Origin of the sequence: Scandinavium tedordense, from assembly GCF_024764965.1 — a bacterium.
Taxonomy (GTDB): Bacteria; Pseudomonadota; Gammaproteobacteria; order Enterobacterales; family Enterobacteriaceae; genus Scandinavium; species Scandinavium tedordense.
Genome location: NZ_JALIGG010000048.1, coordinates 126553 through 141413 on the forward strand (window position 1 = coordinate 126553; position 14861 = coordinate 141413).

14 protein-coding genes are annotated in these 14861 nt (G+C 50.9%); 9 read left to right on the plus strand and 5 right to left on the minus strand.

The genetic code is table 11. From position 1 onward, the window contains the following. Positions 1–12 precede the first annotated feature (12 nt). Genes ispD through MUU46_RS03325 form a run of 5 tightly spaced genes read left to right on the plus strand, consistent with a single transcriptional unit; the run spans position 13 to position 3610 of the window. Entirely contained in the window at positions 13–723 is a 711-nt protein-coding gene (gene ispD / locus MUU46_RS03305) for a 2-C-methyl-D-erythritol 4-phosphate cytidylyltransferase (RefSeq protein WP_258964760.1), read from the plus strand. Further along, the gene (gene ispF, locus MUU46_RS03310; protein ID WP_110511406.1) at positions 723–1202 is read left to right on the plus strand and encodes a 2-C-methyl-D-erythritol 2,4-cyclodiphosphate synthase; all 480 of its coding nucleotides are present in this window, start codon (positions 723–725) and stop codon (positions 1200–1202) included. Before ispD ends, ispF begins: the two co-directional genes overlap by 1 nt. Further along, a complete protein-coding gene (truD, locus tag MUU46_RS03315) occupies positions 1199–2248 on the plus strand; it encodes a tRNA pseudouridine(13) synthase TruD (protein WP_258964761.1) in 1050 nt (349 codons plus the stop codon). Before ispF ends, truD begins: the two co-directional genes overlap by 4 nt. Further along, positions 2229–2990, plus strand: coding sequence for a 5'/3'-nucleotidase SurE (surE, locus tag MUU46_RS03320; protein WP_159758258.1), 762 nt, complete (start codon positions 2229–2231; stop codon positions 2988–2990). The genes truD and surE overlap by 20 nt, the downstream gene beginning before the upstream one ends. Next, positions 2984–3610: a protein-L-isoaspartate(D-aspartate) O-methyltransferase gene (locus MUU46_RS03325; RefSeq protein WP_159758256.1), complete on the plus strand. Its 627-nt coding sequence runs from the start codon at positions 2984–2986 to the stop codon at positions 3608–3610. The genes surE and MUU46_RS03325 overlap by 7 nt, the downstream gene beginning before the upstream one ends. 105 nt (positions 3611–3715) lie before the next feature. On the opposite strand, the gene MUU46_RS03330 is transcribed toward MUU46_RS03325, so the two are convergent. Beyond that, positions 3716–3847: a peptidase gene (locus tag MUU46_RS03330; RefSeq protein WP_246316661.1), complete on the minus strand. Its 132-nt coding sequence runs from the start codon at positions 3845–3847 to the stop codon at positions 3716–3718. Here MUU46_RS03330 and nlpD point away from each other — a divergent pair. Further along, positions 3789–4901: a murein hydrolase activator NlpD gene (gene nlpD / locus MUU46_RS03335; protein ID WP_258964765.1), complete on the plus strand. Its 1113-nt coding sequence runs from the start codon at positions 3789–3791 to the stop codon at positions 4899–4901. The two genes, MUU46_RS03330 and nlpD, sit on opposite strands and share 59 nt — an antisense overlap. Before the next feature lie 58 nt (positions 4902–4959). After that, complete coding sequence (rpoS, locus tag MUU46_RS03340) at positions 4960–5952, plus strand: RNA polymerase sigma factor RpoS (protein WP_159758252.1); 993 nt, start codon at positions 4960–4962, stop codon at positions 5950–5952. Between the two features lie 74 nt (positions 5953–6026). On the opposite strand, the gene MUU46_RS03345 is transcribed toward rpoS, so the two are convergent. Both MUU46_RS03345 and mutS read right to left on the minus strand, forming a co-directional pair. Beyond that, the gene (locus MUU46_RS03345; RefSeq protein WP_159758250.1) at positions 6027–6404 is read right to left on the minus strand and encodes a DUF4440 domain-containing protein; all 378 of its coding nucleotides are present in this window, start codon (positions 6402–6404) and stop codon (positions 6027–6029) included. 95 nt (positions 6405–6499) lie between these two features. Beyond that, positions 6500–9061 (minus strand): DNA mismatch repair protein MutS, encoded by a 2562-nt coding sequence (gene mutS / locus MUU46_RS03350; RefSeq protein WP_258964762.1) that lies wholly within the window; start codon positions 9059–9061, stop codon positions 6500–6502. A gap of 217 nt (positions 9062–9278) precedes the next feature. Between mutS and MUU46_RS03355 the strand changes: the two genes are divergently transcribed. Next, a complete protein-coding gene (locus MUU46_RS03355) occupies positions 9279–10556 on the plus strand; it encodes a tyrosine-type recombinase/integrase (RefSeq protein ID WP_159773675.1) in 1278 nt (425 codons plus the stop codon). 522 nt (positions 10557–11078) lie between these two features. Then, positions 11079–12110, plus strand: coding sequence for a LacI family DNA-binding transcriptional regulator (locus tag MUU46_RS03360; RefSeq protein WP_159773673.1), 1032 nt, complete (start codon positions 11079–11081; stop codon positions 12108–12110). 152 nt (positions 12111–12262) lie between these two features. Here the strand turns inward: MUU46_RS03360 and MUU46_RS03365 are convergent, their stop codons facing one another. Continuing rightward, entirely contained in the window at positions 12263–13303 is a 1041-nt protein-coding gene (locus MUU46_RS03365) for a nuclear transport factor 2 family protein (RefSeq protein ID WP_159773671.1), read from the minus strand. A gap of 177 nt (positions 13304–13480) precedes the next feature. Further along, complete coding sequence (locus MUU46_RS03370; protein WP_159773669.1) at positions 13481–14527, minus strand: ester cyclase; 1047 nt, start codon at positions 14525–14527, stop codon at positions 13481–13483. Between the last annotated feature and the right edge of the window lie 334 nt (positions 14528–14861).

A 14861-nucleotide genomic window follows, 5' to 3' on the forward strand; every position in this document is an offset into this window, starting at 1 on the left:
CAGGATAATCGCATGGCAGCCACTTTTCCGGGCGTTTGCGCCGTGGTGCCGGCAGCCGGATTTGGCCGCCGTATGCAAACGGAATGCCCGAAGCAATATCTCTCAATCGGTAACAAAACGATTCTCGAACACGCGGTCGCCGCTTTGCTGGCGCACCCGCGGGTTGAACGCGTCATTATCGCCATCAGCGACGGTGACGCCCGCTTTCAGCAGCTCCCGCTCGCTAACCATCCACAAATCACCGTCGTTGAAGGTGGCGCCGAGCGTGCCGATTCCGTGCTGGCTGGCCTGAAAGAGGCTGGTGAAGCGCAGTGGGTGCTGGTGCACGATGCGGCGCGGCCGTGTTTGCATCAGGATGATTTAGCGAACCTGATGGCGCTAAGCGAAACCAGCCGCGTGGGGGGGATTTTGGCAGCACCGGTGCGGGATACCATGAAGCGCGCCGAGCCGGGTAAAACGGCGATTGCCCATACCGTTGACCGAAACGACCTCTGGCACGCACTGACGCCGCAATTCTTCCCGCGCGAACTCCTTTTTGACTGCCTGACGCGGGCGCTCAACGAAGGCGCGACGGTGACCGATGAAGCATCGGCGCTGGAATATTGTGGCTTCCATCCACAGCTTGTTGCCGGACGGGCTGATAATATCAAAGTGACTCGCCCGGAAGACCTGGCGTTGGCAGAATTTTACCTCACTCATTGCGGATTTCAGGAGCAGGCATAATGCGAATTGGACACGGTTTTGACGTACATGCTTTCGGTGGCGTTGGCCCGATTATCATTGGCGGCGTGCGCGTGCCTTACGAAAAAGGCCTGCTGGCTCACTCCGATGGCGACGTCGCGCTGCATGCGTTGACGGACGCTCTGCTCGGAGCAGCGGCGATGGGCGACATCGGCAAACTGTTCCCGGACACCGATCCGGCCTTCAAAGGCGCAGACAGCCGCGAACTGCTGCGTGAAGCCTGGCGTCGTATTCAGGCCAAAGGCTACACGCTCGGCAACGTCGACGTGACTATCATCGCGCAGGCACCAAAAATGCTGCCGCACATCCCACAGATGCGCGTATTTATCGCGGAAGATTTGGGCTGTCACATGGATGACGTCAATGTGAAAGCCACCACCACCGAAAAGCTCGGCTTTACCGGTCGTGGGGAAGGCATTGCCTGCGAGGCCGTGGCACTGCTGCACAAGGCTCGCCCATGATAATGTTTAATGAGCTGACTTACCTGCACGGTAAACCGCAGGGGCAAGGGCTACTGAAAGCCAATCCGGAAGATTTTCTGGTGGTCGAAGATCTGGGCTTTTCACCGGACGATGAAGGTGAACAGCTGTTGGTTCGCATCCTGAAAAACGGCTGCAATACCCGTTTTGTGGCCGATGCGCTGGCGAAATTCCTCAAAGTGCACGCCCGTGAAGTGAGTTTTGCCGGGCAAAAGGATAAACACGCCGTTACCGAACAGTGGCTTTGCGTCCGTTTGCCGGGCAAAGAGATGCCGGATTTAAGCAAATTTGAACTGGAAGGCTGCCAGGTACTGGAGTACGCGCGCCATAAACGCAAGCTGCGCCTCGGGGCGCTGAAAGGTAACGCATTTACCCTGGTACTGCGTGAAGTCAGCGATCGCGAGGACGCGGAAGCACGTCTGCAAGCCATTACCGAAAAGGGCGTGCCGAACTATTTTGGCGCGCAGCGTTTCGGTCTTGGCGGCAGTAATCTGCTTGGCGCGCTGCGCTGGGCACAGAACGATTCGCCGGTGCGAGATCGTAATAAACGCAGTTTTTGGTTGTCTGCAGCCCGCAGTGCGTTGTTTAATCAGCTGGTGAGTGAACGTTTAAAAAAAACGGACTTTAATCAAGTTGTTGACGGCGATGCGCTACAATTAGCGGGACGCGGCAGCTGGTTTGTGGCAACGGATGAAGAGATGCCCGAGCTTCAGTCCCGCGTTGATCATCGTGAGCTCATGATTACTGCATCGCTGCCGGGCAGCGGTGACTGGGGAACGCAGCGTGCGGCCCTGGAATTTGAACAGCAGACGCTGGCGGAAGAAACGCAGCTGCAGTCGTTATTGCTGCGCGAAAAAGTCGAGGCTGCGCGCCGCGCAATGCTTCTCTACCCGCAACAGATGAGCTGGAACTGGTGGGATGACGTTACCGTCGAGGTACGTTTCTGGCTGCCTGCAGGCAGTTTTGCCACCAGTGTTGTAAGGGAACTTATCAACACAACAGGTGATTATGCGAATATTGCTGAGTAACGATGACGGGATCTACGCGCCGGGGATCCAAACCCTGGCGAAGGCCTTGCGCGAGTTTGCCGAGGTTCAGGTTGTTGCACCCGATCGTAACCGCAGTGGGGCGTCTAATTCTCTGACCCTGGAATCTTCTCTCCGTACTTTCACTCTGGAAAATGGCGACATCTCCGTGCAGATGGGAACTCCAACGGATTGTGTTTTCCTCGGCGTGAATACCCTGATGCGTCCACGTCCCGATGTGGTCGTTTCCGGCATTAACGCCGGGCCAAACCTGGGTGATGACGTGATTTACTCCGGCACGGTAGCTGCGGCGATGGAAGGCCGTCATCTCGGTTTTCCTGCGCTCGCCGTTTCGTTGAATGGGCATAAGCATTACGACACCGCAGCGGCGGTGACCTGTTCCATTCTGAGAGCGCTTGCTCGTGAGCCGTTGCGCACCGGACGTATCCTTAATATCAACGTGCCGGACCTTCCACTTTCGGAGATCAAAGGTATCCGCGTGACACGCTGCGGCAGTCGTCATCCGGCCGATACCGTTATCCCGCAGGAAGATCCGCGCGGTAACACACTTTACTGGATTGGGCCGCCGGGCGATAAATGTGACGCCGGACCGGATACGGATTTTGCCGCGGTGGATGAAGGTTACGTTTCTGTCACGCCGTTGCACGTTGATTTGACTGCTCACAGCGCGCAGGAGGTTGTCTCCGGCTGGCTGGAACGTGTAGGAGTCGGTGTGCAATGGTAAGCAAACGCGTGCAAAGCCTTCTCAATCAACTGCGAAACCAGGGCATTCTGGACGAGCATGTGCTCGATGCCATTGCTCAGGTGCCGCGCGAAAAATTTATTGATGAAGCCTTTGAACACAAGGCGTGGGAAAACGTCGCATTGCCCATCGGTCAGGGGCAAACCATCTCGCAGCCGTACATGGTGGCGCGAATGACCGAGCTGCTTGAACTGACGCCGGAGTCACGGGTGCTGGAAATCGGCACCGGTTCTGGCTATCAGACCGCTATCCTTGCGCATCTGGTGCACCACGTCTGTTCCGTTGAGCGAATCAAAAGCCTGCAATGGCATGCGCGACGTCGTCTCAAGCAGCTTGATTTACATAATGTTTCAACTCGCCACGGTGATGGATGGCAAGGATGGCATGCAAGAGCGCCATTTGATGCCATTATTGTCACGGCAGCGCCGCAGGAAATTCCGGCGGCACTCATGTCGCAGCTGGATGAGGGCGGCATTCTCGTTTTACCCGTGGGTGAGGAACACCAGGTTCTTAAACGTGTTCGTCGGCGGGGAGACGAATTTATCATCGATACTGTGGAAGCGGTTCGCTTTGTGCCTTTGGTCAAAGGTGAACTGGCGTAATACAGGAGTTTTCCTGTTTCTTTCGACGCGTCTTTTGGCGTAGTGTGAGCACACTTTTTTTGTGTGATTTACCGTCGCCTTTCACGGTTTTTAAGTCACTGGCAGTTAACATATTCCTGGGGGATAAATGAGCGCGGGAAGCCCAAAATTCACCGTTAGTCGCGTTGCGGCTTTATCACTGGTTTCACTTTGGCTGGCAGGATGCACGACGACCAGCAATGCGCCTGCTCCGGTCAGTTCCGTGGGCGGTTCGTCGTCCAGTACCGATTCCGGAATGTTAATTACGCCACAGTCGTCCATGAGCAGCGCGCCTCAGACGGCTCCGCAACCGCAGCCGGTACAAACCGCGCCGGTAACTGCGCCGGTTCAGACCGCACCTGCTCAGCCGCAAATTCAAAGCGCTCAGCCAGTGGCTTCACAGCAGCCGGTGCAGGTTGTTGACGGACATATTGTCTACAACCGCAAATACGGTGACATTCCAAAAGGCAGCTACGCCGGTGGCAGCACCTATACCGTGAAGCGCGGCGACACTCTGTTCTATATTGCGTGGGTTACCGGGAACGATTTCCGCGACCTGGCGCAGCGTAACAATGTCGCTGCACCGTACGGTTTGAATGTAGGTCAGGTTCTGCAGGTGGGTAATGCTTCCGGGGAGCCAATCACCGGGAATAACGCTGTAGCGCAGGCGAGCGAGCAGGCCAGCACCGCTTCGACTGGGTTAACCTCAAAACCTGCACAAAATTCCTCCGCAGTGGTTGCGTCTCAACAGACAATTACGTATTCTGAGGATTCAGGTGAACAAAGTGCTAACAAAATGTTGCCTAACAACCAGCCTGCGACTACGGTCACAGCGCCTGTTACGGCACCCGTTGCGAGCACTGCCCAACCGACTGCAAGCAGTACGTCTACCAGTTCGCCGATCTCCTCCTGGCGCTGGCCGACTGACGGCAAAATCATCGAAAACTTTAGTGGCGGCGACGGCGGCAACAAAGGTATCGATATTGCAGGCAGTAAAGGACAGGCTATCGTCGCGACCGGAGATGGACGCGTCGTCTATGCCGGTAACGCACTGCGCGGTTACGGTAATCTTATTATCATCAAACACAACGATGATTACCTGAGCGCCTACGCCCATAACGATACAATGCTGGTCCGGGAACAACAAGAAGTGAAGGCGGGGCAGAAAATCGCTACCATGGGTAGCACCGGAACCAGTTCAACACGCTTGCATTTTGAAATTCGTTACAAGGGGAAATCCGTCAACCCGCTGCAGTATTTGCCGCAGCGATAATTTGGCGAAACAACCGTAAGGTGTGTTTCGTCCAGGGATCACGGGTAGGAGCCACCTTATGAGTCAGAATACGCTGAAAGTTCATGATTTAAATGAAGACGCGGAATTTGATGAGAACGGAGCAGAGACTTTCGATGAGAAAGTCTTAGTAGAAGAGGAACCCAGTGAAAACGAAGTGGCTGAGGAAGAGCTGTTATCGCAGGGGGCTACACAGCGTGTGTTGGATGCGACTCAGCTTTACCTTGGGGAGATTGGTTACTCTCCACTGTTAACAGCCGAAGAGGAAGTCTATTTCGCACGACGTGCGTTGCGTGGTGACGTCGCGTCCCGCCGCCGGATGATTGAAAGTAACTTACGTCTGGTGGTTAAAATTGCTCGCCGTTACAGCAATCGTGGTCTGGCTTTGCTGGACTTGATTGAAGAGGGCAATCTGGGGCTGATTCGTGCTGTCGAAAAATTCGACCCTGAGCGCGGATTCCGTTTCTCGACCTATGCAACCTGGTGGATTCGTCAGACCATTGAACGGGCAATCATGAACCAAACCCGTACGATTCGTCTGCCAATCCATATCGTCAAAGAGCTCAACGTTTATCTGCGTACCGCGCGTGAGTTATCCCACAAGTTGGATCACGAGCCGAGTGCAGAAGAGATTGCTGAGCAGCTGGACAGACCGGTTGATGACGTAAGCCGTATGCTGCGTCTCAACGAGCGCATCACCTCAGTCGACACCCCACTTGGTGGCGATTCTGAAAAAGCGCTGCTGGACATCCTGGCCGATGAAAAAGATAACGGCCCTGAAGACACCACGCAGGACGATGACATGAAACAAAGCATCGTCAAATGGCTGTTCGAACTGAATGCCAAACAGCGTGAAGTGCTGGCACGTCGATTCGGTTTACTGGGGTATGAAGCGGCAACGCTGGAAGATGTCGGTCGTGAGATTGGCCTGACTCGTGAACGCGTTCGTCAGATTCAGGTGGAAGGTCTGCGTCGCCTGCGTGAAATTCTGCAGGGACAAGGTCTGAACATCGAAGCGCTGTTCCGCGAATAACACAGCCCGCGAGAAAATCAGTTTCTATCCAGAAAGGTCCGTCATTAAGACGGGCCTTTTTCTTTTCTGTCTCGCTATACCTGCGCAGTCTCATGCAGGTGACGCCAGATTATTTTCTCTCCCTGACGTTGAAATATCACCGTCGACCAGCGCGTGGTGGTTGCTTGCCCTGGCAGGGTTTGCTTTTCTGTATAACGCAGCGCAGCACCTTCTGACCATTCAGCCAACAGCTCAATATTCTCGACCACAATTTTCAGCCCTGCACGTGCGCCACATTGTGTCTGGAAAAAGTTGCACAGTGTGGCGTGATCGAAGCTCACACCGCTCGGTGCTACCATCGTAAAGTCACGGCTAAAGCGGGATAGAAGCGTATCCTGGTCGCCTTCCCCTTGGCCAAGACAGTTTTCGATAGCGATATGGGCATCAATGATTTCTGAGATATAGGGATTCATTGTTATTCCTTTTGCAGATGAAGCGCGATGTTATTAAGAAAAAAGCCGAAAGTATGATGCTTTCGGCTTTGATTTTTCTTGTTCACGTTGATGGATTACACCAGACTTTTCAGACGGTAAATCCACTCCAACGCCTGGCGCGGAGAGAGTGAATCCGGGTCGAGATTCTCCAGCGCGTCAACGGCAGGCGACGTTTCTTCCGGCACTGAAAGCAGTGACATCTGCGTGCCGTCGACCTGAGTCGCACCCGCATTTGGAGAGAGGCTTTCCAGCTCGCGCAGTTTCTGCCGCGCACGCTTAATCACGTCTTTCGGCACGCCAGCCAGTGCGGCAACCGCCAGGCCATAGCTCTTACTGGCCGCACCGTCCTGCACGCTGTGCATAAAGGCGATGGTGTCGCCGTGCTCCAGTGCGTCGAGATGGACGTTAGCTACGCCTTCCATTTTCTCCGGCAGTTGCGTTAGCTCGAAGTAATGGGTGGCAAACAGCGTCATGGCTTTGATGCGATTGGCCAGACTTTCGGCACACGCCCACGCCAGTGACAGCCCGTCGTAGGTCGAGGTGCCGCGGCCAATTTCATCCATTAGCACCAGACTTTGCTCGGTGGCGTTATGCAGAATATTGGCGGTTTCTGTCATTTCAACCATGAACGTCGAGCGACCACTGGCCAGATCGTCCGCCGCGCCAACGCGAGTGAAGATCCGGTCGATCGGGCCTATTTCTACCTTCTGTGCCGGAACGTAGCTGCCAATGTACGCCAGCAGTGCAATCAGTGCAGTCTGGCGCATATAGGTACTTTTACCGCCCATGTTTGGACCGGTAATGATCAGCATTCGACGCTGAGGAGACAACGTCAGGGGGTTGGCAATAAACGGCTCATTCAGCACCTGCTCGACAACCGGATGACGACCTTCGGTGATGCGAATGCCTGGCTTATCGGTGAAGGTTGGGCAGGTGTAATTCAGAGTATATGCACGCTCGGCCAGGTTTACCAACACGTCGAGTTCAGCCAGCGCCGCGGCACTCTGTTGTAGGTCCGCCAGATGCGGCAGCAGCAGGTCGAACAGCTCGTCGTACATCTGTTTTTCGAGCGCCAGGGCTTTGCCTTTCGATGTCAGAACTTTGTCTTCGTACACTTTCAGTTCTGGAATGATGTAGCGTTCAGCGTTTTTCAGCGTCTGGCGGCGAACGTAATGGATAGGTGCCATATGACTTTGGCCGCGGCTGATTTGGATGTAGTAACCATGCACGGCGTTGTACCCGACTTTCAGGGTATCAAGGCCCAGACGTTCACGCTCGCGGATCTCAAGCTTATCAAGATAGTCGGTTGCGCCATCGGCCAGTGCGCGCCACTCGTCGAGCTCGGCGTTATAACCCGGCGCAATTACGCCGCCGTCGCGGACCAGCACCGGTGGGGCATCGATGATTGCCTGTTCAAGCAGTTCGCGCAGTTCGGTAAATTCACCCATCGTTTCGCGCAGTTTTTGCACGGGTGCGCTGTCGACGTTCGCAAGCTGTTCGCGTAGTTCAGGAAGCTGCTGGAAGGCGTGGCGCATTCTCGCGAGATCACGCGGACGTGCAGTGCGTAATGCCAGGCGAGCCAGAATACGTTCCAGATCGCCAACCTGACGCAGCACCGGCTGCAGTTCATCGCAGCGATCCTGCAATGCCCCTAAAGTTTGCTGACGTTCGGTCAATACCTGCGTATCGCGCACCGGCATATGCAGCCAGCGCTTCAGCATGCGGCTACCCATCGGCGTGACGGTACGGTCGAGTACCGCTGCCAGTGTGTTTTCGATACCGCCTGCCAGGTTCTGGGTTATCTCCAGATTGCGGCGGGTGGCCGCATCCATAATGATGCTGTCCTGCTGGCGTTCCATGGTGATGGATCGAATGTGCGGCAGGGATGTGCGCTGCGTATCTTTGACGTATTGCAGCAAACAGCCCGCAGCACACAGGCCACGTGGTGCATTTTCCACACCAAAACCGACCAGGTCACGGGTGCCAAATTGCAAATTCAGCTGCTGGCGCGCGGTGTCAATTTCGAACTCCCACAGCGGGCGACGGCGAAGGCCACGACGCCCTTCAATCAGCGCCGTTTCGGCAAAATCTTCGGCGTACAGCAACTCGGCTGGGTTGGTACGCTGCAGTTCGGCGGCCATCGTTTCACGGTCTGCTGGTTCACTCAGGCGAAAACGCCCGGAACTGATATCCATTGTGGCGAAGCCGTAGCCTTTTGCGTCCTGCCAGATAGCAGCCAGCAGATTATCCTGACGCTCCTGCAACAGCGCTTCATCGCTGATGGTACCCGGTGTCACGATGCGCACAACTTTACGCTCTACGGGACCTTTGCTGGTAGCCGGGTCGCCAACCTGCTCGCAGATGGCGGCAGATTCACCCAGATTAACAAGCTTTGCGAGATAGTTTTCGACAGCGTGGTACGGAACGCCCGCCATCGGGATCGGCTCACCCGCTGAAGCACCGCGCTTGGTTAGCGAAATATCAAGCAGCTGCGAAGCGCGTTTGGCGTCGTCATAAAACAACTCGTAAAAATCGCCCATACGGTAAAACAGCAGAATTTCCGGATGCTGAGCTTTCAGCTTCAGGTACTGCTGCATCATTGGCGTGTGATTGCCTAAGTCATCCATTGTTTTCATTTGCCTTTGATTGTAATGCTGTTTGTTTTTAATGAGTTGGTGTCTTTTGTTGTTCTCTTTTTACTTCACGTGATCTCATTAGATTTCATTCAATCCCACAATTAAGTGTAGGTCAAAGTGTAGCTTTCTGAGCAGTAGATTGATAAAGTATGGCTGGCTATAGCCACAACCTACATTTATAGTTCATGAGTACATAGAACATGATAACGGAGTCTTTATGGCAGGAAAACAAGAGGGGAAGCCTCTGGCGTTTAAAACGATAGAAACGATGAAACCTGGTGACAAAGATAAAGCCGATGTTGGTGAAAACCGTGGTTTACGAGTGTCTTGTGGGGCAACTGGAATGAAGACTTTTTTCTATCGTTACACCAGTCCTCTTACGGGCAAACTTACTCAGGTTAAAATCGGTAATTTTCCACAGACATCACTTGCTGCAGCCCGTCTGAAACTCAACGAACTAAAACTTATTCGCCAGGGAGGCAGGTGTCCGGCAACTGAGCTCAAACAAGAAAAGCAGCAGCAAGCCAAAGATGCTGAAGAAAAGAAGATCCCCGAATTGACTGTTCAAGGGTTGGTTGAGCTGTATCTAACCGAGCGCATTGAAGATCGTAAAACGAAAGAGGGGAAGATTATCTCTGGTGCCAGAAAGCAGAAAGGGCAGGCTGAGGTAAGGCGTACCCTTTATGGTGATGCAGTAAAGAGTTTAGGAACAAAGAATGCCGCAGAGATTACCCGTAAAGATGTCATAGATTTGATTAATGGTATTGTAGCCCGAGGCGCAACAGTACAGGCTGGCAATGTGCTGAGGGAGTTATCACTTGCTTATGAGTTTGCAATTGGTTTAGGGCGCTTTGATGCTGCCTTCGCTAATCCAGCCCTGTTAGCCAAATCCAGTTTACGCCAGACTCGAATTAAGCTTACTAATGGTCGTGGCACTCGCTTTCTTAGCGATGCGGAGTTGGCAAAATTCCTCAAATGGCTACCAGGTTCAGCATACTCACTAACGATAAAAAACGTTCTGCGTATTACCCTCTGGACGGGGTGTCGAACCGGTGAAGTCTGCAATATGGCATGGAAGGATGTTGACCTCGATAAGGGAACAATACATCTACGTGAAACTAAAACAGGCGTTGAACGCTATGTTCAGTTGTCTACCCAGGCTATCGATTTCCTAAAAATTCTGCGTCTTAATTCAGATGTTTATCTCTTTCCCTCATCTCGAACGAAGTTACCAATACAGCAAAAGTACCTGACTGAAAATGCCTGGCGTATGCGCGAGGCAGGGCAGATGCTAGATATCCCGAGCTGGACTCCACATGATTTGAGGAGGACCGTTCGTACTGGATTATCACGTTTGCAATGTCCTAATGAAGTAGCCGAGGCCATCCTGGGACATACTCGTGGAGGTGTCGAAGGAATATACAATCTGTATAAGTATGATCGCGAGTGTAAGTATTGGCTCCAGAAATGGGCAGATTATTTGGGGTGTTTATAATGTTGAATTTTAAATGGTTTAACTGAGCGTATCCCATGACAATATACATTTCCTGTCCTCACGACGAGGCCTGTTCGACAACTTCCGGACTGATGTTGACTAAGTGGCTGTGGCGGTTGGTCAGTTATAGAGCACTTCAACGTAATCGAATATATTCGCGACCTTGGCCCAAAATCAGTTCAGCGTCCTTGGCAGTATCTCACTAAAAAGAGAGATGTCTTGCCTGATATATACAACAAGCGCCAGGCGTTTCTTGTCCTCGTTTTCGACCTGTTTATAAGAAAACCGATGGGCTTTCCGGAAAGCCCAACTCACTTGGATGGCAAGGACTCTGTACTGTTACTCCCGAATATGGCTGCGGGTTAAGCAACATCCCACCACTGCATTCTTATGCAGCGACAGTGTTGAGAAAATAAGCACCAGAGTTTACTATCTCAGATATCAATAAATTATAATGATGCACCGACGTTGAAGACTGGCATTGACCCCGGTGAGGGGTTCAAAAGGAAATGGCTGTACAAAATGGCAATAAAAAATCAACCAGATGAAGACAAGCGATACTTAAGAGCATCCTCCTACGATGTGGCACGAGCGGCAGGCGTAGCGCAATCGACTGTTTCCAGATGCTTTAAGCAAGATAGCAATATTTCGGAATCCACTCGCTCTCGAGTACTCAAGATTGCAGCCGATCTGGGCTATACCCCGAACAGTCTCGCGCGTTCTTTAATTACACAACGTTCACATATGGTCGGAGTATTTTGCTCCGAGTTTACGTTATGCAACAACCCCGAACTGGTAAATGCGATTTCCAGCGCTCTGAAACATTCCGGTATTAGCATGTTACTTATGATTGTTGAGAACGATAGTTCTATAGAAGCTACGCTACCAGAAGCCCTTGCCTATCCTCTTGACGGCCTTATTTCATGTGTCTTCATGACCGAAGAGCAAATTCAGTTGTTTGGTAAACGTAGAGTACCCATTGTCTTCTTTAATCGGAATATTCGCTCAAAAGGAATAGACTGTATTTTAACCGACCAGGCCGAAGGGGCAGCATTGATGGCATCAAAACTCCATGCGTCAGGCCATCGTCGAATTTTATGTGTCGGAGGGCCATCTGATGCGCCAGAAGATTCAGTGGGCTATACCCGATTGAAAGGGTTTCTTGAAGCCATCAACAAACTTGGTGGTATAGAAATCACCTGTATCCACGCCGACTATTCTTACGAGAGCGGCCGAAAGCAATTTTTGTCATTTTTCGCTAAATCCGCTTTGCCTGATGCAATATTTTGTGTCAACGACCAACTCGCACTTGGTGTGATGGATGCTTGCCGCTATGATTGTGGCATAACAATTCCCAAGGATGTATCAGTCGCAGGATTCGATAATGTTTCAGATGCTGGTCGACCGGTCTATAATCTGACGACGATACATCAACAAATAGTCCCGATGGCGACACGGGCGGTTGATTTGATTTTAAGGCGAATTGCGCAACCAGAATTACCGGAAGAAACCGTCCTTTTTCGTGGCATACTAATCGAGCGAACTTCAGCATAGGAATAATGGGCACCTTAACAAAAGGTTCCCATTATTTCTATGTGTGAACATTGTTCTTAATATCAGCTGTTATTGAACTTAATTGCTTGTCTTATCAATAAAAGTAACTGGCTGTTATCAGCTTAATTGCTGTGGAAGCTGTGAGCTAATAATTAATTACCCACTGTGTCATTACGAATAATCTGAGCGATAATAGCAACTTCATCGAAGATTCGCCATTCGCGAATTATCTTTCCATTTCGAAACTCAAAATGACTGGCTCCAAAAACATTTATGGGAACATTATTGGTTGGCCCATAGACAGGAGAGCCAGAATATGTCCCTTTCAACAACCAAATAGTGGCTACTCGCAATCCTAAATCCTCTGAATCATGAATACATATATCTTTTACCTCCAGTTTTCCATCAGGAATAAATGATAGCAGTTCCATCGTTTCCATCTGATAAGCATTTACACCCATAACTCGACGCATTCGGACGGTCTGGCAAACAATATTATCTGCGCAATATTCGGTCACCTCGTCAAAAAATTTTTTATTCCACACGCGGTCGAATAGTGCCAGCACACTCTTACACTCTGCCCGACCAATATCTGGTCGAGGGCCTGATATTCCCTCCGTCAGGACATTATTAATCCTGCCGATCGAGGTAAAGGACGCGTTATCTGCATTTATTGGCGTTCCTAATACCGGTGATTTTTTCGCTAAATCAGAGGCAATTTTATATGGATCTAAACCAAGATTCTCAAGAACTGCAAATTCATCCCGAATAACCCACTCCTCTACGACTAGGTTATCTTTTACTAAACAATGAGCGACGCTACGGTTTACCCAATCTTTTCCTGTTGGTGGGCCGTATGTCCAGTATCCACTGTGCGTTGCATTATTTAGTACTCTGTGTGAAGAAATAAATCCATGTTCTCCGCGCTTTTCCCAAATGACATCATCATGACCGCCACCGCGATTAGGAAACGCCACCATCTTCTGCAACGAGTTGCTAATGACATTATCCATTCCATATGTTTCACCATAAGCTGTATGAACTTTTACATTTGGTGAATAGTGATCATGGATGTGACCGAGACCACGAGAAATCCATATTTTATCAGTCCAGCTGGTAATGTATTCTCGTGGGTTACGATAGGGAGCATAAGACGCTGGGTTGACTCTTGCTATTTCTTTATCAATAGTCATGGCTCTCTCGATATTAATTAGTATGAGGTATTTCAGATAATACGCTCGCCCTCATCAAAACTTAACGCCAAATAATTTAAGATAGTTCATGGCTCATTCATTAATAACATGTGGGCGCAGATTCTGACTCATGTCAAATGATATTATTTGAACGCTGAGGGCGCTATAAATTTATCATTAAGCATCATTAATTGTCTGACTGCTGTTACGAGCCCGGATGATTTGCGCCATGACCGCTATCTCATCATAGATTCGCCACTCACGCAGGATTTTTCCATCTCGCATCTCATAATGTGAGGTTCCGAGAATTGTTACCGGGCTATATGTTGGTGGACCATAAAGAGGTACACCACAATAAGTCGCCTTCATAACCCAGATAACAGCAATTCGCATTCCGAGGTCGGGTGACTCATTGACGACAATATCCCGAACTTCAATCTTCCCGTCAGGAAAAGCAGCAAGCATATTTATAATTTCACGTTGGTAACACTCAATTGTCTGTTCTCTGTGCATTCTGACGGTGTGAGAAACAATTTTTGGATCACAATACATGGAAGTGCGATTAAATAGCCTCTGGTTCCAAACCTCTTCAAACATGTTTTCGATTAATTCACATTCTTTCATATAGCGATTTGGTCGCTTGCCAGACACACCTTCTATCGCAGGATTGCTAATCTTACCCACAAATGCTCCACCAGAGCCTAAATCAAGTAATTTTCCGGTTACTGGTGACGCTGCGGCCAGTTCGGTTGCAACGACTTCGGGATCCAGACCAAGTGACTGAAGTACAGCATATTCATCCCGTACGAGCCACTCCTCCACAATTTTTCCATCACGTACCAGGCAGTGGGCGACCGTACGAGAAACCCAGTCACGACCCGTTGGCGGACCATATGTCCAGTAGCCGCTATGCGTGCCCGTCTTTAAAACCCGATGTGAGGATATAAAGCTATTTTCCCCACGTTGCTCCCATACGACATCTTCTCCTGTACCACCACCGCCATTTGGGAATGCGCTCATCTTCATGACGCTATTCTGGATCACATGCTCAATGTCGTAAGTCTCACCATAGGCAGAGTGAACCTTGATGTCATCAGCATAGTGTTCCCTAATTCGCCCAATACCGCGCTCGATCCAGATTTCATCCGTCCAGCTGAGAATATAATCCCGGGGGTCTCGATACGGAGCATAAGCAGTAGGTGAAAGATACTCGTCTAATAGCATAATCTGAACCTCAGTCTGTGAAATGATCGACAATCAAACGTATTGATGCTGTTTGTCTGACATCTAATTCCTGTAACAGCGCTTTTCCGGCCCTGCACATACCGCACTGTAGAAGAGAGCCTGCTGTAAACCCGCAGCAAGTGCTGTATATGCAGGATTACTGTCATCCGGTATCAACTAATAGCGCATACGAATGCACACTAGCACCACTTTTTGCCTTGTACAAGAACACGCGTATCAAACCCGAGAATAAAACTAACATTTCATTGACAATTACCCGGAGAGCCGGGGGGCAACAATGCCCCGTCTGTCTCTATAAATACAGGGCTGCTGT

Bases quoted from the DNA above. Each gene is read 5' to 3' on its own strand.
- truD (WP_258964761.1), top strand. From the start codon at position 1,199: ATGATAATGTTTAATGAGCTGACTTACCTGCACGGTAAACCGCAGGGG.
- ispF (WP_110511406.1), top strand. From the start codon at position 723: ATGCGAATTGGACACGGTTTTGACGTACATGCTTTCGGTGGCGTTGGC.
- MUU46_RS03345 (WP_159758250.1), bottom strand. From the start codon at position 6,404: ATGAATCCCTATATCTCAGAAATCATTGATGCCCATATCGCTATCGAA.
- surE (WP_159758258.1), top strand. From the start codon at position 2,229: ATGCGAATATTGCTGAGTAACGATGACGGGATCTACGCGCCGGGGATC.
- ispD (WP_258964760.1), top strand. From the start codon at position 13: ATGGCAGCCACTTTTCCGGGCGTTTGCGCCGTGGTGCCGGCAGCCGGA.
- MUU46_RS03365 (WP_159773671.1), bottom strand. From the start codon at position 13,303: ATGACTATTGATAAAGAAATAGCAAGAGTCAACCCAGCGTCTTATGCT.
- rpoS (WP_159758252.1), top strand. From the start codon at position 4,960: ATGAGTCAGAATACGCTGAAAGTTCATGATTTAAATGAAGACGCGGAA.
- MUU46_RS03325 (WP_159758256.1), top strand. From the start codon at position 2,984: ATGGTAAGCAAACGCGTGCAAAGCCTTCTCAATCAACTGCGAAACCAG.
- MUU46_RS03360 (WP_159773673.1), top strand. From the start codon at position 11,079: ATGGCAATAAAAAATCAACCAGATGAAGACAAGCGATACTTAAGAGCA.
- MUU46_RS03370 (WP_159773669.1), bottom strand. From the start codon at position 14,527: ATGCTATTAGACGAGTATCTTTCACCTACTGCTTATGCTCCGTATCGA.
- mutS (WP_258964762.1), bottom strand. From the start codon at position 9,061: ATGAAAACAATGGATGACTTAGGCAATCACACGCCAATGATGCAGCAG.
- MUU46_RS03355 (WP_159773675.1), top strand. From the start codon at position 9,279: ATGGCAGGAAAACAAGAGGGGAAGCCTCTGGCGTTTAAAACGATAGAA.